The following is a 22989-nucleotide window of genomic DNA, read 5'->3' as shown; positions in this document are numbered from 1 at the left end:
GGAGCGACGCGCACGCCGGCACCGTCGTTTGCCGAGGTCATGGCCGAGATCGCGACAATATCCGCCGAGCGCGCGATCCACGCCATCGCCAGCGGCCGCGAGAACTGCCTGTTCGCCGGATCGAAGGCAGGCGGCGAACGCGCCGCCGCTATCTATTCGATCATCGAGACGGGGAAGCTCAATGACGTCGAACCGCAGGCTTATATCGCCGATGTCATCGAGAAGATCGCATCAGGCTGGCCCGCGTCCCGCTGTGGACGGGCTCATGCCGTGGAACTGGACAGCACAGACCGCACCCGTCAGCATGGCGGCATGACCGATCAGATCGCCCGGATTCGCATCACGCTCGAAGACATGAAACCCGTCATCTGGCGCCGCGTAGAACTTCCCGTCACCAACAGTCTTAAGACCCTGCACCTCGCGATCCAAGCCTGCATGCTCTTCGAGAACTACCATCTGTTCCGTTTCGACGTGGGCGATGCCGCCTATGGCATCCGCTTCGATGATGACGATGCTTTCATGGTCCGCACCCGCGACGCCGCCAATATGCGCATCGGCAAGCTCGTCGAGCGCGGCATCACCAGCTTCGCCTACACCTATGATTTCGGGGACAACTGGCGACATCGCATCGAGATCGAAGAGATCACACCCGCCATTCCCGGCATCGATTACCCGCGCTTCGTCGATGGCGAACGGCGGGCTCCGCCCGAAGATGTCGGCGGCACCCCGGGATTTGAGGAGTTCCTCGATGCCATGGCCAAGCCGCGCCATCCCGAACGCGCGTCCATGGTGCAATGGTATGGCGGCGTCTTCGATCACAACGATATCGGCCCCGACGAGATCAACGCACGCATGGCAAAGCTCGCCAAGCGACGGGCGCAGGGAATAGCTGCCGCCGTCAACGCCGCGGCCCGCCCCGACTGATAAACGCGGTTTCGTCGCCACGCTTACATTGCACCAGCTACAAGGCCACCAGCAGAACCTCCTCGAGAGTTCCGATAGTTGGAGCGCCGCCGGATATAGTAACGTGGCTAGTGATAGTGACGCCGTCCTCTCATGCCCTCAACATAAAGGCTCAGGGTAATCAGTGTCATGGTTACCCAATTTTCATTGGACACAGGTATGCGCAGATCGTCCCGCTGCGTAGCGACCCCGCGGCGGGACAACCTCTCACGTCTCGTCGATGAGGCGCTGGACGGCCGAAATGGGAGTATCGTCAGTCAATCGGATAGTTTCACCGCAGCCGGGACATTCTATCGTCCGCTTTAGTCGTAGCGTTTTATAACTGACGCTGAATTCTCGCCCACAGCCAGGGCAACTTCCTGCAGCGCGGATGTCATCAAGCTCGTGGGCCATGAACTCAATATACTCGATTTGTCAGAGAATCCGAACACCATTGCCCAATAGGGTTAACCATGCATGCTTGGAACCAGGTCGAAACTCAGGCAACACTGCCTCATGTCTGTGGATTTTTCCGCGACAAAGTTCGCACTCGAATTATTATGACCGGGGACCGTACCGAAGGGAATATATGATGGATGACAAGGAGACGCTCGTAACATTGACCGCGGACATCGTTGCTGCCCACGTCAGCAATAACAGCGTCGCGATCTCAGACATCCCACTTGTCATACAATCCGTCCACCACGCCCTTGCAGGCCTTGCCGTGAAGCCAGAGCCCGAGATCAAGCAGGAACCAGCGGTATCAATTCGATCTTCGGTAAAGCCTGACTACATTGTCTGCCTTGAGGACGGAAAAAAATTGAAAATGCTGCGTCGCCATCTGATGACGCATTATGGCATGACGCCCGAAGATTATCGGGCGAAGTGGAGCCTTCCGAAGGACTATCCGATGGTGGCCCCCACTTACGCGGAACGGCGCCGGGCGCTAGCTAAAGAAATCGGCCTTGGAACCAAGGGCCGTGGCGGTGGACGCAAACCAAATCCGCGAGGCCGCACGAAGGCAAAATAGCCCCGACTTCGGTGCCACGAACAATGAATTGGCCGCATGCCTGAGAGAAGGCTAACGGATTTCCCCGCCATTGTAAAAAGGGCGACGCAAATTATCCTGCGCCGCCCTTCGACGATGTATCCACTAATTCATCGCCCCACCTGACCGAAGCTCATCGGGTCGCATTTCAGAGCTTGGTCAAGAAAGATATTGCAGGGGGCCATATCAAGGAGGATTCGCGCTGGATTGTATCAAAGCGCCAAAAGCAAAGCCCGCAAGAGCTCGTCTTGGTAGTGCACGGAAGAGATCAGGCGTAAACGCCTGCATCGACACCGTCGATGTACTCGAGCACTTCGTCGGCCCGCCCTTCTCGGACGAGTTGCATGGCTGTCTGGCCTGAGAAGCCCGGCAGGGGCTCAGATCGATACCAGGCGTAAGCCATGAGCTCCGAACCAAAACGGCCGCAGACCTTGTTGAGTATCTCGACGAGTTCACGCAGACGGCGCTGGGTTTTATCCGAGCGCACTCGATCTTTGCGTTGGACAGCGTCGCGGCCAAGGCCAGCTGAACGGGCGACTTCTGCGCTCGTCGTGCACAATGCTTTGGCAATCTTGCTGGGAGCGAAGAGTCCGTCGTCTGCGTATTGTGCCAAGCCCATCTGATTTTAGGCCGCCTCATGTTGACGAAATCGGCGGGGTCAGCCGCCCGGAACGTCCTCTTTGGAGATCATTTTCTTTTCCTCCAGCTAGAAACTTCGCGCCGTGTATATCGTCGCTGAGCCCGGTAATCAATCGCGTCCACGCTGCTTCGTCGCTTGGTACGCGAGTAGAAGATCCGCCGTATCGAGTTCGGGGAGACCGGGGTTGGGGCCTTTTTGCGCAACCGGCGGAACCGCAGCCTGAGGCTGAGGAAGCCTCTGATCTTCGCGAACAATCGTCTGCTTTCTCATTGCAACGCGTTCCAAAGGCTTCGGGCGAGCCTTAGGGATCAACCGCTGGGCGGCGAGGTCGCCGGCACTCGCACATAGTTTCAGATACTCTTGCCATGTTGGTTTTCGGCAGCGTGCGAGCACCTGTGTTTGCCGAGAGTGGAGCTTGCCCAGGAGCGCAAGTTCCGGCTTCGATGTCTCAAGCGAAAACCGGCGATAGAATTCGCGGCGTTCACCTGGAGGAAGCTGAGCCGCCTCCTCGCGCCTGCGCATCATCAAAGCCTTCCGCTTGCGTGCACGTTCCAGCGATTGTTTCTTCTTTAGCCTTTTGCGCGAAAGACGCTTTTCCCGCTCGGCCGCAGCATGCTGTAGCGCCAAAAGATCGAAGCCTTCCTTAAGCCGCTGGCGATCAGTGCCCTGGCCAAGCGATGTCCCTGCCCCCGTCGTTCTACGCTTCGGCCACCAGCGTTCAAAACTTTCGACATCGCCCGCGTGTCGCGCCTCAAGACGGCGCAGCCCATATTTGCGGCTGGGCAAATCGAGGTCCGATGCCGGGATGCGGTTGCCCCGATCATTCACATCAAAGATGATCAGACCGCGCAGTTCTTCGGCCGCCTTTGTGGTTCGATATATAGGTTCGAAGTCTAAGCCGAGGGCGCAAATCGCGTCTCGTTTCGATGTCCAGTCGGGCGTATCAAGAGCGTTTCGTATTTCCTCGGCGCGAGCCATGAGCGGTATCGACCCCACCCGATCAGACCGTCTTTGCTGTGCCGAAATTTTGTCTTTGGCTCCCCCCGCCAAGCGTGCTTGCGCCGCCTCTGCCGGCGTTCGAAGAGCCCGAAGTCCAAGCTGCCGCTCCAATTTTCGGCATGTATCCATCACGCGCGCGAGTGCGCGAAAATCATATGTTCGAAGGGCCCGGGCGGACAGCGGAACGGCATCGACTTCCGCATCGGACAGTGCATGCGGGCCGATGTTTCGCACCGCATTGCCCTTTTTTAGAAACCAGCGCTTTGGGGGCGTCTGACCAGTCTCAGAGTCAATGGTGCAGTAGAAGATGTGGACATGGTCGTGGGCCTTGTCTTTGTGGCGAACAACCACGCGTTGGAGACCGGCCAACCTGAGCGCCGCGGTGACTTCGTCGGCGCAATGCAGCCATTGGCCCGCGTCGAGCGGGCCGTCCTCGATCGCTGCTGACAGTGAGATGTGCAGCAATATATTTTTCGCGCGCGTGCTGAGTGCAGCAACTGCCGCCATCTCGTCTGCGGCGAACTCGACGGATGTCACGCATCGCAGGTCGAGGACTTCATGGTCACGGTTCTCGACCAGATATCTAACGATCCCGGCGAAATCGGAACCCCACGTGATGTTGCTGATCATGACTTTGCGATTTTCACGGCATGGAGCAGTTCTCGGTACGCTTCGAGAAGTTCGTCCGAACGAACCTGTTCGTTCGAGTTCATGCGCCGCGCAATCTGATTGACGTTGTTCCCGAGCTGCCGGACGGCACGGACGAGGTCGCGTGAGACCACGATTTGCTTGTTCGCTCGTCGAACGAGCCGGCGTAGAACCTCGGCCTCGCTGCATGCTGAGTATGCGGCGATCGCCTGGAGCTGTGCGAACTCTTGTTCGTCCCAGCGCGTGCTGCGGACGATTTGTCTCTGGCGATTTTCGGATCCGCTCTGTCCGGTCATTTTCTTTCCCCTAGGGTGAAATTCTGGTGTCTCTGAGGAGGGGTTTGGGGAGGACAGAGTCCTCCCCAACAAGGTCGGGCCACGCGTGACAAGCGACAGAGCGAAGCGACAGAGCGCGGACCAAAGCGCCGCTGCAGCGGCGCGGTAGTCGTTGGCCAGCCCTTGCTCTTTCCTCCCTATTTCCGTTTGAATCCGTGATTGTCTTGGACGTGGCGACGCATGTCGTCGCCACCGGCGGGCCCCTGACGAGAAGTCGTCAGGGGCTGCGAGTTCTCTAGTGATTTCCTGCGCGCCGGTCGGCGTACTCTGCAGCACAGATCATCAGATCATTGCGCACCGTGTCACTGGTGACTGGCGCCGGCCTAACGCCGCGCCGCGCACTTGTTGCATAGGCTGCCGTGGATGCATCTATGCACCGACCGAACTCGCGATCGGAGGCCGCGTGCGTCGCTGCTTGTTTCGCTTTCACGTGATTGGCGCCGAGTACCCAACCCGCGCTGCAGGTGACAATTGCGATAGCGAGCGTGCCCATGGTTGCGAACTTGTACAGCCGCCGCGCAGAAGCTGCCGCGTCTCGTGGCAGCGTGTCGCGGATCTTGTTGACCGCGATGAGCGCTGCCTGGTCGACGCGGATCGGGAGGTCATGATGGATCTGCTGCTGTGCGTGTCGCCCGGCCTTTTGGATTGTCGCCTCGAGTTGCTGAAGAAAGTTCATTCGGCCGACGATTTCGTACATTGCCGCCGGGCTCTTCAGTATTTCGGCGGGCAGTGCGTCCAAAAGCTGATTGAGCTGCCGGTAGTCTTCAGCGGTGGGTGCGCGGTTCAGAACATCGCGCATGATCTGTTTTGCAAGGTCGCTCATGCCGGACCTCCCAGAAGATCGACAAGCGGTTCAAGCTGCATTGACACGGCGCTCCACCACAGATCAAAATCAATTTGATCGGTGAGCCCAAGGGCCGCCGACGAAAGGTCATGAAACGGCGCGCGAGCTCTCGCAATCTTAGTTCGAACGAAGATCGGTAGGACAGGTAGAAACGCTTCGATACCGCCGTTCCCGATGAAGCGGGCTCGTGTTTGCGAACCATTCCAGAGCTCGAACTTCGATGGGTCGGAACCGAAACGGCCGTTCATCCAGAATACCGTATGGCGAGCATCGGCGACCTGCAAAGCGGTCTCGAGGAGCCAGATCGAGTCTTCCTCCTCTGCTGCAACCCAGATGCTGATTAGATCTCGATCCAGTGCTGCAGCGACTCTCTTCATACGCGCGGCTTCCTGGGCCATTTCGGCGCCAATATTGCCGGGATAGTCGACGACAATCACACTGTCGTCGTCTGCCTGCTCCCAATGATTGTAAAGAGATGTCCACCCCAACGGATCGCGCAGCGTTACACGAGTCACGCCAATGCTTTGCTCATAATAGCGGGACAAATGGCCATTGCGCCCATCAGCATCGAATGCCGCTATTTGATACCCATTCGCGGCAAACCAGCCGGTTGCCGCTCGACCTCCGAAACTCTTTCCAGTTCCCCCTTTATCGCCAAGGAAGCTCACAATAGGCCGGCGCTTTGTTCGTGGGTTTGTAAAGTCTGCATTTGATGCAAGCATCGCCATGATAATGCCTTTCAAGGATGATCGATGCCCACGCCCGCCGGTAATGCGCGACAGACGTGGCTAAGATTTCGATGTAATTTTCAGGAAGCGCGGGCTCACCTGAGACATAGGCGAGCGCGAAACGCTTGTTCGTTAGAGCAGGTCTAGCGGAAGATTCTGCACAACATAGGTATCCTGCGCGCCCGACTGCGGAGCATTCGCTTTCGCTGACGCTTTGGTGTCGCCATCGCCTTTGACCTTCTTCCGCAAGCGCGGCGGAACACGAACGACGTCCTTTGGGCGCGCGCTTTCCCGGCTTGTCTTGCGTGCATCGGTAAGGGCAGTGCGCAACATGCTTTCGCTCACGCGAGCGTCGTTCATCCACTGCCTCACGTCGACGTTGGCGAGCAGAGCGGGAAGTTTTACCGACGGATGTTCAGCCATGAGTGCACCAACAAACTGCGCAGCAGCAACCCGGGGCACATCGGCGCTAGTCTCGGCTTCGACCAGAGACTTTCCAATCAATGCGCCAAATTCTTCATGAGTATGCATTCCATTTCTCCTGTCGTGAAGACTGGATTGCCTTCTGTTCGACAGGTCAGCCGTATGCATTTTGCGTGATCCCTCCCACGGGGGGCTACATCGCATTAATGCTTTATCTGCGTTTTTAGGCGACTAGGTCGGAATACCCATCCCACCGATTGAGCGAGCGAATGATTGTACAACTGAAGCAGGCGATGGCATTAATGGATCCCGCATCGAGTTTCGATTTTTTCCGACTAGCTGCCGATATCCGCGATGAAATTGATGAGCGACTGAATGGCGGAATTAACCGGGACGAGTTTGAGAGGCAGCTCTTTCAATTCCCTGACATGGCACAACTGCCGATTGGTCATCTTTTCGATCACCGTGTGCGAATGCCAGAGCAACAAGCGAGAACGCTTTTTGCAGGAGATGCCCCCGCCTTCAGCGAAACTCTGTCAAGGATGCTGTGCAACGGTCACGCACAGGGCGCAGAGATGATTGCTGAGGCACTCAAGCTTGATCCCAGCGAAGATGCGCACCGGTTCGTTGATTTTCATCGATCACATCCGGAGCTAGCGATCAAATGCTTGGCTGGCGATCATGAGGCCGCGCTAGCAATTTCGCGACTGACCCCCAAATTAGATACTCTGAATTTCAATCATCTGCTCTTCTCAACTGCGAGCTACTATGGTGCGCTTCAGCTTCAGATTATCGCAGCGCGCCAACGGGCAATTGAGATATTTCAGTTCGGAGAGGAGAAAGAAGCTAAAGGCCGATCAATGGGCGCCTTGATCGACAATTTTGCTCTGATGAGCGCGGGGCTGGAAAAAGCCCTCGACGGCGTTTTCTCGGATAAAAAGTCCAAAGGAAGGCCATTAGAAATCATAAGCCAGCTCAGGGAGTTTAGCGAAAAGTTCGAAAAGGAAGCGTATGTCGCACGCTCGGGCCTGAGCGAGCCTGACCTGCTCCACGAACTCCGCACTTTCTATGGCTATCTAGCTCCACGGATTGATTTAATCAGGTCGTGCATGGGCAGAGCTAAGCCAAAACGCGCATTCAAGGATCATGATCCAAAAAATGCCAGCCTTCGAAGCGAGATGCGGGTTTTCGTTACCACCGCTCTCGCCGGAGGTGTGACGGGCGGCGAACAAATTGCGTTTGCCGGTCTGCGGCTGTTATCGTTTTCGCGGCTGCTTCCAAGTATAGTATCGGGGCGAACGGAATGGCCAAAGCGCCATGAACGTTGGTTTGGCCGCCTTGCCGGATCTAAGAATAAAGACGCCGCGAAGCTGATCCTCGTGGCGCGCTCGGCCGTCTGGATCACGTCACAATATCCACCGGCATTTAGCCCGGAGGGGCATCCGTATGATCTTCGGGGGTCCTTTGAGTTGCATACTAAAATAGGAAATGTTCCGGGCCAAGATCTGATCAGAGCTACGAAGAAAAAGGCAAGTGCTTGGATCGCGCCAGACCATATTGCCTTGCCAACGGCAGACCTTGGCGGTTCGCAGCTTTGGGATATCCAGCCGGAATTTCATTTGGGAAGTGCGCCGCTGGCGAACGCAGACGCGATCAACAGCTCACTAACGAAAAATGATCACTGGTCGCCAAAAAGTCACACTCCCTCTCCGCGCTATCGAGCGCCTCGAAAATCCCATCATAACTATTGATCTGATAATAGTGTTAGTTACGTAAGTGGAGCATCAGCTCCAGCTTGTCGTTCGTGAACAATGGCGATCGAGCGGCGATCGGAGCAGACAAGCAATGCCCTCATCTTCGTGGCGGTGATGGGCGCCTTGAGTCTGTCGTTCGCTTGCCCGCGGTGGACGTAAAGCTGCCGAACTGACTGGCGTTGCATGGTACCCGTCCGGTGAGGGCCGTGTTGTAGGCTGGGGTTTCGCGCGCTCATAAGCGTGCTCGTATGAGCGAGCTTAAGGACGGATATGAGCCAGGTAACGCTGTTTAGCGGCCCCGAGCGGCGTCGGCGGTGGAGTGAGGATGAGCGGCTTCAGATCCTGAACGAGGCGTTTGCGCCGGGCTCGTGCGTTGCCGAGGTTAGCCGCCGGTATGATGTTTCGACCAGCCTGATCTATGCATGGCGGCGCAAGTTTCGCGCGGCGTTGCCGGGTCCCGTTTTCGCCGAGGCTATCGTGGCCGACGAGCTGCAGCCGCCTTCGTCCGTGCCGGGCGTCGCGATTCTGATCGAGCTGCCGGGCGGCGCCCGGGTCAGCATCGCGGCCTCGGCATCGCCGGTGCTGACAGCCGCGGCCTTGAAGGCGCTGCGATGATCCCGCCCGGCGCGCGGGTGTGGATAGCGATGGGTCATACGGATATGCGCAAGGGCATGCAAGCGCATGTTGCTGCGGATCGAGCGCGGTAAAGGCGGGCGGTACCGCAACGCGATGCTGCCTGACGGACTGCTTCTTCTCCTGCGCGATTGGTGGCGCGCCGGGCGGCAGCAGGGCATTTTGCGTCCCGACGGCTGGCTCTTTCCCGGACAGAGCGCAGCGGCTCCGATCAGCACGCGCCAGCTCTACCGCGTCGTCGTCGAGGCCGCCGAGGCCGCGGACATCGGCAAGCGGGTCGGACCGCACACGTTGCGGCACAGTTTCGCCACCCATCTTCTCGAAGATGGCGTCGACATCCGCGTCATCCAGGTCCTGCTCGGCCACGCCAAGATAAACACGACGGCCTTCTACGCGCAGGTCGCAACAAAGACCGTTCGGTCGGTCGTCAGTCCGCTCGACAGGCTTGCGCTGGCCGCGCCGGACGAGGAGGTCCCTGACGGCTGAGCGGTGCGTACCTCACTTGAGGTCGCCGATATTTTCCGGGCTGCTGGACCGGCCTATCGCGCCACCCATGCCGGGCATCTGAGCCTGCACCAGCTCAAGATCATGTCGGCGATCGAGCATTGCCGCACCGCCGCTCTCGGCGGGCACGTCGAGGCCTGTACCGACTGCGGCCACTGGCGGATCGCGTACAACAGTTGCCGGAACCGGCACTGCCCCAGATGCCAGGGCGCCGCCGCACGCACCTGGCTCGAGGCCCGCGAGGCCGACCTGCTTCCGGTCGGCTATTTCCACGTCGTCTTCACCCTCCCCGCCGAGGTCGCCGCGATCGCCTTCCACAACAAGGCGCTGGTCTATGACCTGCTGTTCAAGACGGCGGCCGATACGATGCTGACGATTGCCGCTGATCCCAAGCATCTCGGCGCCCGGATCGGCATCACCGCCGTGCTTCACACATGGGGCTCTGCGCTCACCCATCACCCTCACATCCACATGATCGTGCCGGGCGGCGGCATCTCGCGCGATGGAACGCGCTGGATATCCGCACGCCCGGCCTTCCTCCTGCCCGTGCGCGTGCTCGGCGCCCTTTTCCGCCGCTTGTTCCTGACCCGGCTACGCGCCCTCCATGACCGTGGGCAGCTCGTCTTCTTCGGCAGCATGACGCAGCTCGCCGAACGGCGTGCGTTTCTGAGGCACCTCTCGCCTGTCCGCAAGAAGCGCTGGGTCGTTTATGCCAAGCCGCCGTTCGCAGGCCCCGAGGCCGTGCTCGCCTATCTGTCCCGCTACACCCACCGCGTTGCGATATCGAACAGCCGCCTCGTCCGCTTCGACGATGCCGCGGTCACCTTCCGTTACAAGGACTATCGCCAGGGCGGCGCCAACCGCCAGCAGGTCATGACGCTCGCCGCCGACGAGTTCATCCGCCGCTTTCTGCTCCACACCCTGCCGCGCGGATTCCACCGCATCCGCCACTACGGGCTCCTCGCCAGCGCACGCCGCAAGGATCATCTCGAACGCGCGCGACGTCTGCTCGATGTCGAGCCTCCCCCGTCCGAGGAACCGACCGACGATGCAGAGCCCCGACCGACCTGCCCGTGCTGTGGCGGCATCATGATCGTCATCGAGGTGTTCGAGCGCCGTTATCAGCCTCGCGCGCCGCCACCGCCATCCCTCGCACCCGGGACACCTACGCCGTGATCCGGCACGGCCCATCGCCTTCCTCCTCCCGGGCACACCCGCGCCTGGAAGCGGACCCGCTCGCGCCGGCGCTGCCAAAAAGCAGACGCCGGAACCGCAAAATCGGTCCGTCCGCTTTTTGGCGTCCGCTTTTGCGATCTAAATCCAGACAGTCCGCTATCGCGCACGTCCGCTTTTGGGCAACACGGGGCTATCCCACCATCAGCGCAAAACAGCTTTCCCCATAGCTCCGCCCATGACCACCGCGGTTCGGGCACCGAAGACTTTCCGACGCCTAGCGGCGTCCGAAACTCTCAACGTTTGGAGACCTTCCGTTTCCGCGCGAAACACAACAAGAGCGGACATCCGCACGATTTATCGTGCGGTCCGATTATGTCGCTCAGCAATTGCTAAACTGCCGGTAATTGTTGAGTAGTCGCTGCCGTACCGGATTATCTCGGAGCCACCGCGCTCCAATCACATTTTGATAATCGGTGCAGCAACGCTGGCGGCATCGCTCTAAGCTTGAAAGTACGATCTTACTGCGGGAGGAACTATGTATATCTGCCGACGCCTCTTCGTGGTCCCAATGGCAAATAACGACCATGGCAAATCCACGATCATTCGGAGCTTGGTTTCGCAAGCAATCGGGCGGAAGATCGGCCTGCACAAAAAAGCTCGTCGAAACATGGTCACCACCGCGGGGCGGCACGTGGATGCCTTCATCTTTGGCCGCTCATATCAGGAAGTAGAAAAGGGTAAATGGCGATCAGTTGTCGCCGCGCTCGACGGAAACGATCCCGGTTGGCGCGAGAGAGAACTCATTATTTTCCCAAGCCATGTGGGCGTAGACGACATTGCCGATATTCTGGAGATGCTAAACGCAGCACATTCGGCAGGTTTTGACGCGATCGCCGCCCCCGTTGTGTATTCGGACGACGAAGGCAATAACCGAGCGGAATTAGCACCGGCACTGGCACTTCCTTGGAACGGCCGATGGACAATCCCAAACACTTGGCAAGAAGATCCCACTGGCCAACTATGGGGGCTCGGAAATGATCTCTGGTCATGGATTTCACGGGCGCTGACACCATGACCAGTGCGATAGACGCCAACCTCTATAGTAATCCTGACTCCGATCCCAGCGGACCTTGGCTCGCATCGGATTTGACTGTCACGGGCATTCGTCCTTTGCAAATCTTTGAGCTTCTTGGAAGCTTTCCCCCGACCGGTAGAAGCTGGCGCTATACGCGTGATCGCACGGAAGTGCTGATCGAAGAGGAGCGCATCGCGGCGAAGCCAAGAGGCTTACCGTTCCTCAAGCGCTATGTACATGAACTGGCACAAACGCTCCCCCACGAGAAAGAATCAGCCACAGAATTATTGGCATTTCCTGACATTATTCGCGATTTTTCCGCAAGCTTGGCTAAACGCCTTGCCGTTTGCCCAGGCGATCTTTCGAACTTCGAGTGGCGAGATCTGGAACGCGCATTGGCTGCCGCATTCGAAGGGATTGGATTTCAGACGCGCCTGACGCGTCCCGCAAAGGATGGAGGTTTCGATATTGAACTTTATTTAGGCGCGAAAATTTATCTCGTTGAAGTGAAGCACTGGTCAGCGCCTTCCCAGGTCGGCATCGGGATGGTCACACATTTCGCGGAAGTTGTCGCCATGCGGGCGTCCGACCGCGGCCTGTTCTTGTCTAGCTCAGGTTTCCGCAACTCGCTCCTGTCTCAACGTATGGAGATCGCGCCCGCGCAGGTCGCGCTTGGGGATGGCCGCAAGATTATAGGCCTCTGCCAGCGCTATCTCGAAAGCGTACAAGGCGTGTGGCAGCCCGCGACCGACCTTTCCGAACTCCTGTTCCTCGACACTTTCTAGGAGTCCTCCTCTGAGTTGTCTTCAACGGACAGTTAGCCTGTGGCCGGCGTCGCTCAGTCGGCTGCTGTGGCGACCGCGGAACACAATCGTCGGCTAGCTGCCGTTCACGAACCTAGAAAAACGTTCGCTAGCGGTGATTTTCGTTAACGTTGGTTGCCCATTGGACGATTTGTACACGACCTGATCGAGCCAGATTTTTTCGCCCTGAATGTCGTCCTCATCGATTTCACGCCACCAATGGCGGCGTTCAGCATTCCACCGGTATCCTCGTACCTTTAGGAGGTCTTTGGCATCGAAAGGAGCCCCAACCGCTGCTACGAGAAAATTGGGGCGATCACAGCGTTCTAGAAGATGCGACATTATCGTCCGGCCATCGCGCGCAGCGCAGCCCAGAAGCGTTGATAACGCTTGCACATCTTGTTCAGCGCGATGGCCCTGAAAATACCATCCGGCTTGAAGCAACAGATGTCCAAGGGCACGTCCATCGAAACCTAAGATAAGCCAATCGAGCTGCGAAAGACTGCACCCCCACGCCTTGTTTCGTAATATTGGAAAGCGCAGGTCAATGAAAGGTCTATCAAACGCCGCATTGTGCGCGACGATGATGTCAACCTCTCCGAGGAGGATTGTTATTGCGTCGTCGTCGAACGCACATCCAGCGAGGTCTTCATCAGTAAGACCGGTGAGCAAAGTCAGTCGCGGGGGCATCGGTCGAGCTGGATCCTCGCGCCAGGACCGAGGACGTTCAACCTCGACAATTCGACCGAATAAGTCGACGCTGAGCCGCTGGATGGCGATCTCCACGACCTTATCACAGTTAGGATCGAGCCCCGTTGTCTCCGTATCAACGATAGCGACGGTCCGAAGGTCGTCTGATCGGTGGGCGAGTTGATCGACAAGTCCGGTTAACTGCAGTTCACGCAATACGCGAAAGCCTGGAATCCGAGAAAGCCTCTGGGCAAGATGCTCTCCCTCTTCCGCGACGCTCATTCGAGATTTGAGGAGATCAAGTAACTTCATTAGACGAGGCTTGCCAGCTTTTCGAGGAGGACTTCGGAGAACTCGTAACCAGGCGGCAAACTCTTGAATTCTTTCACGCCGTCCCTGAGCGGGTCGCCTCCCTTTTGATGCAGGCCCAGCCTCTCGACGGGCAATTCAATTATTTGGGCGGTGGCCAGCCCCGCTCCTGCATGCTTATAGATGGTGCGACGCTCGGACAGCCGGTAGGGCGAGACGGCGAGCGAACCACCAAAATGCCCGCAGTTGCATATGATAACATTGCAAAACACCATGCGCGCAACTGCCTCCGCGACGTGACGGAACGATGTCGCATCCTTGTTGAGCGCCAGTATAAACAGATGCTGGACCTTGCCGCGATACATCGCGATCCGCTCGAGATCTAAAAAATCGTAGCAGACCATCACGCCGAAGGTCCCAACCTCGTCCCCATCGAACAGCCAGACTGATGGATCGCGCTTAAACTCGCACAAGATGCTCTTGAGCTTCCTATCTTCTTCCGGCGCAGCATAAGTCTTACCGATACGACGTGTGGTAACCTTGGCGCCCATTCTACGGTTGCGCCACCGTTTTGGAACGATGAGCAACGCTTCGTTGTGAACCTCTCCGAGCTTCTCTCCTGCCCGATAGTCGAGTCCAGCAATTACAACCGACTGCATTTTGTCGGCCATCCTACTGAGAGTCGCTTCGTACCCCGTGGGCACCGATAATTCTGGCAGAACTATAATGTCCGGCGGCGGCTGCTCTTGGTGAAATGCTGCAAAGAATCCGCGGATCTCTGTGATCGCTCGCTCCTCCTCGCAGGAGGACATTTTGGGTATCCCCAACCAAGCAGCGGCAGGATCAAGCGAGGTCTGGATGATGCCGACTTTGAGGGAGGAGGCGAGCGTGGGCCCAGATGAAGTCGTCATAGCCCCAGCTCTTCCTCGTTTGGCATCCCGTCGACAAAGGCGCCCATCTGACGCAGTCGCACCGGAATAAGCTGCCGGGGTTCATGCTCAAGCACGGTCATCTGGCTTTTCTGCAATACATCCTGTGCCAGCTTGATTTGAGCCAACAGCGCATCCGGGCCTGCAATGAGTTGATCAAACTCGGTGTCGTCGGCTGACTGGCCCTTCGTATTGCCGAACAGCATAGGGAACTGTGTCAGCATAGAGGATTCTCGACTTCGAGGGAGCAGGCAGGCTCGGAGTATAGCGATGGTGAAGGAAGAGATTGGAAGTCGCTCAACATCGCGGGAAACGATTTCGATCAAACTTTGCTCCTGCCCGCGAACGTTCCACGCCGCCGGCAAGATGAAACTTTGTCGTAATATACCCCAGAGAATTTGCCCGAGTGCTCGTAGTCTTCGCGGCCACGCGCGTTCCTCGACGGATGTCAAAACCTCATGATAGCGATAGTCCTTCAACCCGGCTGACGGGACGATCTTGCTGAGGCGCATCGTACTCTGCCAGGTTTCCCACGTAATTTTGTCGCCTGTGTCAGTTGCATCCGGCAGCACCTTCCAATCAGTAGGTAGCCATTCAGACGGAATGCTCACGTCTTCTGGGTGAAGCCGGTCAAGGCAATCCATGTCGGGCCCTTCGGGATCAAAGATAGGCTCAAGAATCTGCCGCACAATTTCTAGAGCGGTCCACTCTGATCGCCGTGGATCACTGGGGTTCATCGCTGCCGTCGTCCTGGTCCATTCGACTAACGAAGGAGTGGCGCGCGTATGAGAAGTCCGCGCACGAACGTCGCCTATCACTGGAGATATGTCCGGCAGCCTCGCAAAGCTGTCTGGCTGCGTCCGTGCTGCGTCCAGTAGCCAGCCCTCGTCATCACTCTTGAGAAGGAAAGGATCCTCGGCCAACCGCTTCCAAGCAGCAGGGGGCAGGTGCTCGGGATAACGTCTCAGGCCATTCCAGTCCTCAGGACGGCTTGGTTCGTAGCTCGCTGCGGCTATTGCCCAGTATCCGGGGGGCTGCGTGCGATGTGTGTCAGTGGTCGCGAATAGCCAGTGAAACCAAACGCCTAGCGGAGCTCCGGTCATTTCGAGCAAGATGGCGAAGCTGGCACCTGATGCCCTCTCTGATCCGATCGCGCTGACGAGTAGCTCATTGGAGAGCGCTGGGTCAGTCACCGCAATCTCGGCCGATCCAAGCAACAAAGCGGCTTGAAATTCCCGACGAGCATTCCATTGAAATCGTTGCAGCTTGGCAGCATCGTTAGAGGGGACGAAAGCCTCAAGATCTGCGCGCAACAGATTTTCGAGGAAGGCTCGCGCCGCCCCACGTTCACGGTGGAGCAGATCAGGCCGCGACAGCGCGACGCTGGCGGTTAAAACGTGGCGGGAGAGGACGTGCAACGTCATTGCTCCCAAGTACAATTTTAGGAACTGGTGATCGTCGTCGGCGTGTTCGTTCATCCAGCGGCGCATACGGTCGAACCCGTCATGTCCGGTTGCCCGGCAATAATCGACCAACCGAGTAAAAAGTCTGACTTTGTCCGGATGAGTCGCAAAGGCCTCAAACAGCAGCCCAAAATGACGTTTTACGAGTGCGCTCCAACTGCCCTTCTCAACGTCCTCAAGTTCGGCGATGCGATCTAGGATAGGTTTGACAATAGCTGGATCCTGATCTCCGATTTTTTTGCCGCGGGTGACTGCTTGGAGCCGACGATGTTCAAACAAAAGCTCTTCGTTTGGGCGAAATAAAGCAGGGGTAAGATGTGCAATCCGTGCCGCAGCGAAGGCCATCCGTGTGTCCCCGCGGATTTCCTGATCTGGAATATTTGCTAGCAACAGCCATTCGAGCTGTTCCAGCCGCTGGCTGCGGCCCGCGTCGGTTAGTAGGTCAAAGTCGGTCGCCGCTAACACCGATACTTGGGCCAACGTTCGCGTCATTAGCTGCGTAGGCTTGCGACCATCGACAGATGCGGAGGAAATCGCGACCGATCGAAGCTCCGCCGGATCCATCGGTGCATCTGTCTGATCAGGATCGAGCAGCCATTTCAGTTCCGGCGGCACATATTTGTCTCGTTCAATCTCGACACCGATGCCGTGTCGAGCGAGCAAGTGGGCATATTCTCTCATCCACTCTAGAAGACGGTCGAAATCGTAAGCGAGGAACTCATGATCGTCAACGAACCGAAAATGAGCGATATCGCGATGCTCAAGCAACAGCTTCTCGACCTCGGAATCGATCGGCAGCATGGCCACGTTTGCGAGGAAACCTCCGGCGAACAAGCCCGTTGGGATGCCGTCGAAAGGCCCCGCCGGCGCAATCGGAACCACTTTGGCCTTGAGCGCTTGGTCGAGGCCTCCATCGTCGACGCTGAAACGAAGCATTGCAGCAAGGAGCGATGAGAGGCGGGGTTCATCAGTGAAACCGTCAACCAAAGCATCGAAGCCACGATGGATAGCGGCGACTTTAACCGACGGATAGAATTTGCTGAGGTCGAGAGATGCAGCATACAGTGTGTCGTTGGCGGAAGATGGGCGGTTCCAGAACGAAGGATAGAAGTAGGCAAGGCCATCACTTTGCGCGAGTGCTAATCGCTCACCGGCATCAAGATCCTCTTCCTCAATATTTTCACCGACCATCTTTCGTGCCGTGAGTGAGATGTGGCGTCGAAAGAGGGGCCAACTATGTTTAAAGTGGCGGTAGAGATAACCGGCTGAGTGCCGATATGGGCCGATATTCAGCCTCGAGTGACGCCCTTCGGAGGTCTCTTCTTCATACCAAGCGGCTCGATACAGCCGATTTCCATAGCTCCAGGCTGGCATTTTCTGGTCCAACTCCGGGCCCAGCACATTTACGAGTGCGACCCATGCTACTTGATCGCGAACAGCGACTTCAAAGTATTGCCGCAGCTGTGGCCTGCCATCCTTGTCCGGTTTTTTTGGTTGAGGGACCAACCTAATTGGCCGGTTCTTCCAGTTTCCTGTCGCGAAGTCGTGACGAATGGCGGCTAACTCAGCTTCCAGATTCAGTTCGAACGCTGCAACCTCAGCCTGATCGTAGAGTCCGTCCGCCATACGGTAGCAGCGACGCACTTTGCGCCATGCCCAGAGCAAGTTCTCTGGCAAGAGAAGAAGGTCAAACCAAGTCATGTGATCCCTCGCCGCGATCGGAGATAATCGTTCAAGTCATTCGCCTCAGGCGGCAAATTTTTCGTGACCACGGATATGCCACGCGCTGCGAGACGATCACGGAGTCTCTTGGCCAGTCCACGGCCCGCCGGATCGGCATCAGTGAAGATCGCGACGTTTCGGCCTATGAGGCAGTCGATTATCTGTGGTTCGAGTTCGCGCGTTGCGCCAAGAAGTCCGATAGGAAGCATGCCGAGTTCGTGCGCGGAGAGGACGTCGGTGATGCCTTCGCAGACTGTAATAGTTGGCCCTGGCTTACCGAGCGCGTCAAGATTGAATGGCGGGGGCAGAATCTTCGCAGGGCAAAACCAGCGATATTGCTTTTGATCGTCTGTGCGACGAGCTTGGAGGTAAACGACGCTTCCGTCCTGCAAGAACGGAAAGAGAAGGTATTGAGAAGGGAAACAAAGGAGGGGCCCGTAGCGCCCCTCAATAACGAGACCTGCTCCATCCAAACGCGCCATTCCAAATGTTGCTATCGCCGATCGCCACAATGTTGCGCGGTCACCGATCTGACCAATTTGAAAGTGTGCAATCGTTTCTGCACTGAATGCTCTTCGTTGAAGGTAGGATCGGCCGCTCTCGGTAAGCGGCGACTGGTCAAGGATCCAACCATAGATCTCAGGGTCAACCCTGTGAGACGAAGGTTGCACCGATACCGGCAGTGTCTCTGTAGATTTTAATCGGGGGGCCCGCGAACGCGACAAAGCGCCATTTCCGCTGAGATAGTTATCATTGAGCCAGCGGCAGGCAGGAGCGAAATCGATACTGTTCATCGCCATCACCAAGTCAATTACGCTTCCGGAACGCTGACAGCCAAAGCAATTGAAACCATTGCTGGCTGGACGCAGGGAAAACGAAGGTCGTTGATCTGGATGACCAGGAAAGCGGCATCGTCCCGCTCCCTTAGGGGAGAGAACGAAGCCAAGGTCCGATGCAACCGTGGCTATCGGGATCGCCTTGATCCGCTCGAGGTCAAATTTCATTCATCGCCGATCTCAGTCGCCTTTAACCATTGAGCTCAAGGAGTTGAGCACCCGCTTAAGGTATCAGCTTACTTCTAATTGCCGCCATTCACCCTCAGCCGCTGTATTTCGCTTAGCTCATCCCGAATCAATTCTTCACTCGATCGCTGCGTCGATCTGTCGATTGACGGACCCGTTGCGATCCAATTCCGCCCAAAGGAACACGACCTTGCCCTCGCTGACCTCCTGCAACCGCGCTCCAATGTTCCTTTTCTCGCGGCTGTCCGCGTTGTCCGTCCGGTCAGCCCCTTTGTATTCGACGATGAGCTTACGCCCATCAGTAAGTTCGCCGACGAAGTCGGGGTAGAACAGGTCTGTCGAGGTTGGCAGTGCATAGGACCAAGTTGTCCGATCAACGTTCCGAACCCAACGGTGCACAGCCGGGTGGTCGTCGATCTGCACCGCGGCCATCCATTCTTCACCGCCATGCCTCAGGTCGCCGACCTGCGCGAACAAATGCTTCCGTGGTCGCCACGGCCCCGAATACGGCGTGCGCGGATCATAGCCAGCCTTTGAGAAGCTGAAGCCGTTGTCACCCAAGGAAAGAACAGGTGCGATATCCGTCATCAACAACTGTACGCCCCGCATGCCGGCTTCGCGGCGTTGCTGTACGATTTTTGCGATGATGGCCCTTCGCAGCGCAAATTTACCGCGCACAAGCTGCGCCAGCGGGATACGCTCCACAACCCCTTCAACAACGCGCCGGCAATACTCGAGAAATATAGGCTGGGAGACGTCGCGCTGGCGCGTCGTGCGATCAAGCCAACGAGACAGCGCGGCCACGTCCCAATCGGTCGCGTCGTCGAGCGCCAATTCGGCGGCGGCGTCGATGCGATTGTAGACCACCTGGTCGCCATCCACATCCATCTCGAATGTGTCGGGGCGCTCGGTCAAAGCAAAGCCGGGCAGGCCTGTGTCGACCTGCCGGAGATCCCATCCTCCCACGTCGACCAGCGTCTCGGGGAAGACGATTTCGAGCTGCCCATCCCGCTCAATCGCCAACCGGGGCAACGTCAGGACCTCGCCCTGCTCAGCAGGTGATAGCGACTCCGCGCGACGGGCGATAAAAGCCTCCACCGCCGTCGTCGGCGTGACTTCGGCGCTTGTAACTGCTGTGACTACTTCGCGGAGCACCTCGTCCGGTGCAGACGTATCGAATGTGATCGCAACTCCACCTGCTCCGTCATCTGCCATCCGGGTTGCAGCGACCATCTCGGGGGTCCAATTGCTCTGATCGGGCCGGTCCCGGACGTGCAGCACAGGCAACTCCGGCCGCGTGAACAGCGATTGGTCTTCGCGCCACTCGAAAGTCGCGGGCTGTTCGACGATCGCCTCCAGTGCTGTGCGCTCATCGAAGCCCATTTCGGTAAGTCGATCTTTCAAGCCCTCGGCTGCATCAAAGAAATTGCGCTCGGATACGTGGGCATAGGCGCGGTTCAGTTCCTCTGACGAGCGTCGCGTTGCGAACGGCATGCGCAGCACGCGGCCGAGCAACTGCTCCACGGCGCCGCCGCTGCGAATGCTGGCAAGCGAACAGAACACATAGGCGAAGGAGCAGTCCCAACCTTCTTTCAAGGCATCGACGGTGATGACGTGCTCAATCGTGCAGGCCGGATCGAATAGGTCGATACCATCTAGCTCACGTTGGTTGCCCGTGGCCACCGCGATCCGGTCCTCTGGGATACGGCAATCTTCGATCAGGTGACGTCTGACGACATCCACGGTCGCTTCGGCGCCTTCGCGCGCGGGCTGCGCCTGATAGAGCGCGATTGGTCGAATACCGCCGCCGTCTCGGACGGCAATGCCTTCGAGCCAAGCACGATTATCAATTGCGTGTGCGATCGCCTGCTGCCAGCTGCCATGCTGCGAAAGGTGGATCGGCAGCTTGATCATGTCCGCTGCCTTCAACTCCGCGGCAGTGGCGGACACGATGACGTTCGAGCGCACAGGTGTCGCCGTAAACTCCACGACCGCTGCAGGCGCGATGCGCCCCATCGTCTCACCGGAAAGGGTGGAGGTGAAATTGTGCGCCTCATCAACGATCACAAGCGGACGATGCAACTTCATCAGATTGGCAAAGCTGGCGATCGGCTTGCCCCGGCGCGGGCCATCCTCGTGCCGGGTAACATCGGCACTGGTGGGCAGCGTGGCGAAGTGCGGTTCTAGTTCCTCGTCGTCGAGATAGACGTTGCGATCTTCGGCGTTGCGCACGCGGAACGCCTGCACGGTCGAAACGATCACGGTCGTCGCATCCGCCATGTCTTGCGGGCGAAGCTGCCTTCGCTCATCGATGCCATAGACGCGCACAGCACCACCAAAGGCCGTTTCCAACGCTTGCCGATAAGGATGGCTCACCTTTCTGAGCGCGCCCAGCGTTTGCTCAGCAATGGTGGTTGAAGTGACGAGCCATAGCACGACCGGGAATCGCCGGGCGAGATAGGTGTCCCGCGCCACGCCGATTGCATGGGCGGCGAGCAAGGTTTTGCCGCCGCCGGTCGGCAGGCGAAGGCAGCAATAGGGAACGTCCGGCAGCCCAGCTAACGGGGAATAGGTCGCAGCATAGGCGCCCGGTTGGCCCACTGCACAGGCGGCTGTATAAGCGTGGGCATGATCGCGTATTGCCGCTTGGTCCAGAAAGGTCCTCAGTGCATCTAGCGCGCGGAGCTGATAATCCTTCAGTTCCATCAGCGTTCCCTCACATCATACGGGGTCTGCTTGAACCTCACGTCTGCGTCCGCCAGTCGGGCCGCACCCAGCTTGCTCCATTCGCCATAGACCGTCATCGGGCCGTCCCAGCGGCTCTCCTCGCGTAGCCGCGCGAGCAATGTGGCTGTCAACACGTTGCCACCGCTGACCGACCGGTCGCCCAGGATGCCGTTATAAAGCAACGCATAGGCCATGCCTTCATGCACGCCCAACAAGGGGGTGTCGGCAGCCTTGGTCAGCGGGGTGCCGGTCTCGCTGAGCCAAATGTGCGCGGCGAGAGTCGCGAAGGCGATATCGGCCGTTATGTGCCCGTCGGCGTCGAATACCGGCGCGCCGAGGCGATAGAAGCGATAGCCGCCACCGCCGGTCCAGCCGACCGCTTCGGACACGCCGCCCTGTTCGCCCGCAATCACCTTGTCGAGCCGCGGCTTGCAGTGGGTTTCGGCATGGTTGCCCATCTCGATGCCGATCCAGCGCCGTCCCATCTTGTGCGCCACTGCCGCGGTCGTTCCAGACCCAAGGAAGCTGTCGAGCACGAGATCGCCAGGGTTGCTGGCGATGTGCAAAATGCGCTGCATCAGGCGTTCGGGTTTAGGTGTGTCGAAGGCGTCGGCTGAGCCGAACAAAGCATTGATCTCTCGTTTCGACTCTTGCGTATTGCCAACCTCAGAGTTGGTCCACCATGACCAACTTACCCTTCCTTGCTGCTCATTCAGATAAACCTTTTTCCGTGGCATCCCCATACCATCGCGACCAAACCAAAGTCTGCCGTCAGCGCGGAGTTTGAGATATTCAGATTCGATGGTGACCCAACAGCGACCTGGTGGTGGCGAATACTCCGCCCCGCCGGGCGTAGTGATTACATACATCTGATTAGGCCGATAACCTTGTGCCGAGAAGTTTGAGGATGAGGTCCAAGGTCCCTTTGGGTCATTGTCAGGATTACGAAACTCCGCCACCTGCTCGGCGGTCAGTGTCAGCCGGTTCGCAGTCGTTAGAAAACGCGGGGCGGACTTGCCGTAAACGTGAATATGGTCGTGGGCATCTCCGATAGCCAATCTGTTGTCAGGCCCAATCCGCTTTTGCCACAGCACGTTGACGATGAAATTTTTGCGCCCAAATACTTCGTCCATAATGACCTTGAGGTAATGCCCCTCATTGTCGTCGATCGAAACCCAGATGCTGCCGTCTTCGGCTAGCAGGTCACGCAGCAGCACCAGACGCGGATAGATCATCGCCAGCCACTGGCTGTGCTCCAGATTGTCATCATAATGTTCGAAGGCAGAGCGCGTGTTGTAGGGCGGATCGATATAGATGCACTTCACCGCGCCCTTGTAATAGGGAAGCAGCGCCTTCAGAGCGTCGAGGTTGTCGCCCTGAATAAGCATATTTTCGGCGGTCGCATTGCCGCCGTCCAACGCGGGCACCGCGTCCAGCAGCCGATACGGAACCCCCGCAGCCGCGCGAACATCATCACCGCGCGTCATCCAATCGAGTATCGGCACCTAACCCCCAAATTCACTCGGCAACAAGCCTTATAGCCTTAGCCGCTTCGATCCTAAACAAACAGGCGTT

At 58.0% G+C, this 22989-nt stretch carries 19 protein-coding genes and 2 pseudogenes; 9 read left to right on the top strand and 12 right to left on the bottom strand.

Translation table 11 applies throughout. The features are described from left to right. Positions 1-39: 39 nt before the first annotated feature. From GGR90_RS08315 to GGR90_RS08300, 3 genes and pseudogenes are all read left to right on the top strand, one after another. Positions 40-316 (top strand): annotated as a pseudogene (locus tag GGR90_RS08315) (transposase domain-containing protein); the annotation flags it as partial. Beyond that, on the top strand, positions 313-924 hold the full coding sequence (locus GGR90_RS08310) for a plasmid pRiA4b ORF-3 family protein (RefSeq protein ID WP_167920987.1): 612 nt from the start codon (positions 313-315) through the stop codon (positions 922-924). The pseudogene GGR90_RS08315 and the gene GGR90_RS08310, both read left to right, overlap by 4 nt. Positions 925-1534: 610 nt before the next feature. After that, a complete protein-coding gene (locus GGR90_RS08300) occupies positions 1535-1972 on the top strand; it encodes a Ros/MucR family transcriptional regulator (protein ID WP_381449076.1) in 438 nt (145 codons plus the stop codon). A 286-nt stretch (positions 1973-2258) separates the two neighbouring features. Here GGR90_RS08300 and GGR90_RS08295 read toward each other — a convergent pair whose 3' ends face one another. The 6 genes from GGR90_RS08295 to GGR90_RS08270 all read right to left on the bottom strand — a co-directional run bounded on the left by GGR90_RS08295 (position 2259) and on the right by GGR90_RS08270 (position 6715). Then, the gene (locus tag GGR90_RS08295) at positions 2259-2609 is read right to left on the bottom strand and encodes an MbcA/ParS/Xre antitoxin family protein (protein WP_167920984.1); all 351 of its coding nucleotides are present in this window, start codon (positions 2607-2609) and stop codon (positions 2259-2261) included. 129 nt (positions 2610-2738) lie between these two features. Next, positions 2739-4259: a relaxase/mobilization nuclease domain-containing protein gene (locus tag GGR90_RS08290; protein WP_167920983.1), complete on the bottom strand. Its 1521-nt coding sequence runs from the start codon at positions 4257-4259 to the stop codon at positions 2739-2741. Continuing rightward, complete coding sequence (mobC, locus tag GGR90_RS08285; protein ID WP_167920982.1) at positions 4256-4573, bottom strand: plasmid mobilization relaxosome protein MobC; 318 nt, start codon at positions 4571-4573, stop codon at positions 4256-4258. The genes GGR90_RS08290 and mobC overlap by 4 nt, the downstream gene beginning before the upstream one ends. A gap of 274 nt (positions 4574-4847) precedes the next feature. After that, complete coding sequence (locus tag GGR90_RS08280) at positions 4848-5435, bottom strand: hypothetical protein (protein WP_167920981.1); 588 nt, start codon at positions 5433-5435, stop codon at positions 4848-4850. Beyond that, positions 5432-6184, bottom strand: a complete 753-nt coding sequence (locus GGR90_RS08275; RefSeq protein ID WP_167920980.1) for a P-loop NTPase family protein — start codon at positions 6182-6184, stop codon at positions 5432-5434. The genes GGR90_RS08280 and GGR90_RS08275 overlap by 4 nt, the downstream gene beginning before the upstream one ends. A 132-nt stretch (positions 6185-6316) precedes the next feature. After that, entirely contained in the window at positions 6317-6715 is a 399-nt protein-coding gene (locus GGR90_RS08270; RefSeq protein WP_167920979.1) for a hypothetical protein, read from the bottom strand. A gap of 161 nt (positions 6716-6876) precedes the next feature. On the opposite strand from GGR90_RS08270, the gene GGR90_RS08265 reads away from it, so the two are divergent. From GGR90_RS08265 to GGR90_RS08240, 6 genes and pseudogenes are all read left to right on the top strand, one after another. Next, positions 6877-8358, top strand: coding sequence for a hypothetical protein (locus GGR90_RS08265; protein WP_167920978.1), 1482 nt, complete (start codon positions 6877-6879; stop codon positions 8356-8358). 273 nt (positions 8359-8631) lie between these two features. Then, the gene (gene tnpA / locus GGR90_RS08260) at positions 8632-8976 is read left to right on the top strand and encodes an IS66-like element accessory protein TnpA (RefSeq protein ID WP_167920977.1); all 345 of its coding nucleotides are present in this window, start codon (positions 8632-8634) and stop codon (positions 8974-8976) included. A 60-nt stretch (positions 8977-9036) separates the two neighbouring features. Then, a pseudogene (locus GGR90_RS08255) lies at positions 9037-9480 on the top strand (tyrosine-type recombinase/integrase); the annotation flags it as partial. Between the two features lie 3 nt (positions 9481-9483). Further along, complete coding sequence (locus tag GGR90_RS08250; RefSeq protein ID WP_167920976.1) at positions 9484-10674, top strand: IS91 family transposase; 1191 nt, start codon at positions 9484-9486, stop codon at positions 10672-10674. A 568-nt stretch (positions 10675-11242) separates the two neighbouring features. Then, positions 11243-11749 (top strand): hypothetical protein, encoded by a 507-nt coding sequence (locus tag GGR90_RS08245; protein WP_167920975.1) that lies wholly within the window; start codon positions 11243-11245, stop codon positions 11747-11749. Continuing rightward, positions 11722-12534, top strand: a complete 813-nt coding sequence (locus GGR90_RS08240; RefSeq protein WP_167920974.1) for a restriction endonuclease — start codon at positions 11722-11724, stop codon at positions 12532-12534. The genes GGR90_RS08245 and GGR90_RS08240 overlap by 28 nt, the downstream gene beginning before the upstream one ends. Before the next feature lie 93 nt (positions 12535-12627). Here GGR90_RS08240 and GGR90_RS08235 read toward each other — a convergent pair whose 3' ends face one another. From GGR90_RS08235 to GGR90_RS08210, 6 genes are all read right to left on the bottom strand, one after another. After that, on the bottom strand, positions 12628-13524 hold the full coding sequence (locus GGR90_RS08235; protein ID WP_167920973.1) for a 3'-5' exonuclease: 897 nt from the start codon (positions 13522-13524) through the stop codon (positions 12628-12630). 29 nt (positions 13525-13553) lie between these two features. Beyond that, positions 13554-14462 carry a carbon-nitrogen hydrolase family protein gene (locus GGR90_RS08230; protein ID WP_167920972.1) on the bottom strand — a complete coding sequence of 303 codons (909 nt, stop codon included), beginning with the start codon at positions 14460-14462 and terminating at the stop codon, positions 13554-13556. After that, positions 14459-17644 carry an RNA-directed DNA polymerase gene (locus GGR90_RS08225; RefSeq protein ID WP_167920971.1) on the bottom strand — a complete coding sequence of 1062 codons (3186 nt, stop codon included), beginning with the start codon at positions 17642-17644 and terminating at the stop codon, positions 14459-14461. The genes GGR90_RS08230 and GGR90_RS08225 overlap by 4 nt, the downstream gene beginning before the upstream one ends. Then, positions 17641-18669, bottom strand: coding sequence for a toprim domain-containing protein (locus tag GGR90_RS08220; protein WP_167920970.1), 1029 nt, complete (start codon positions 18667-18669; stop codon positions 17641-17643). Before GGR90_RS08220 ends, GGR90_RS08225 begins: the two co-directional genes overlap by 4 nt. 135 nt (positions 18670-18804) lie before the next feature. Further along, positions 18805-21393, bottom strand: coding sequence for a DEAD/DEAH box helicase (locus GGR90_RS08215; protein WP_167920969.1), 2589 nt, complete (start codon positions 21391-21393; stop codon positions 18805-18807). Further along, positions 21393-22919 (bottom strand): DNA methyltransferase, encoded by a 1527-nt coding sequence (locus GGR90_RS08210; protein ID WP_167920968.1) that lies wholly within the window; start codon positions 22917-22919, stop codon positions 21393-21395. The genes GGR90_RS08215 and GGR90_RS08210 overlap by 1 nt, the downstream gene beginning before the upstream one ends. Positions 22920-22989: the final 70 nt, after the last annotated feature.

Origin of the sequence: Sphingopyxis italica, assembly GCF_011926545.1 — a bacterium.
Taxonomy (GTDB): domain Bacteria; phylum Pseudomonadota; class Alphaproteobacteria; order Sphingomonadales; family Sphingomonadaceae; genus Sphingopyxis; species Sphingopyxis italica.
The sequence above is the reverse complement of the archived record's forward strand: the minus strand, read 5'-3'. Positions and strand labels throughout refer to the sequence as shown.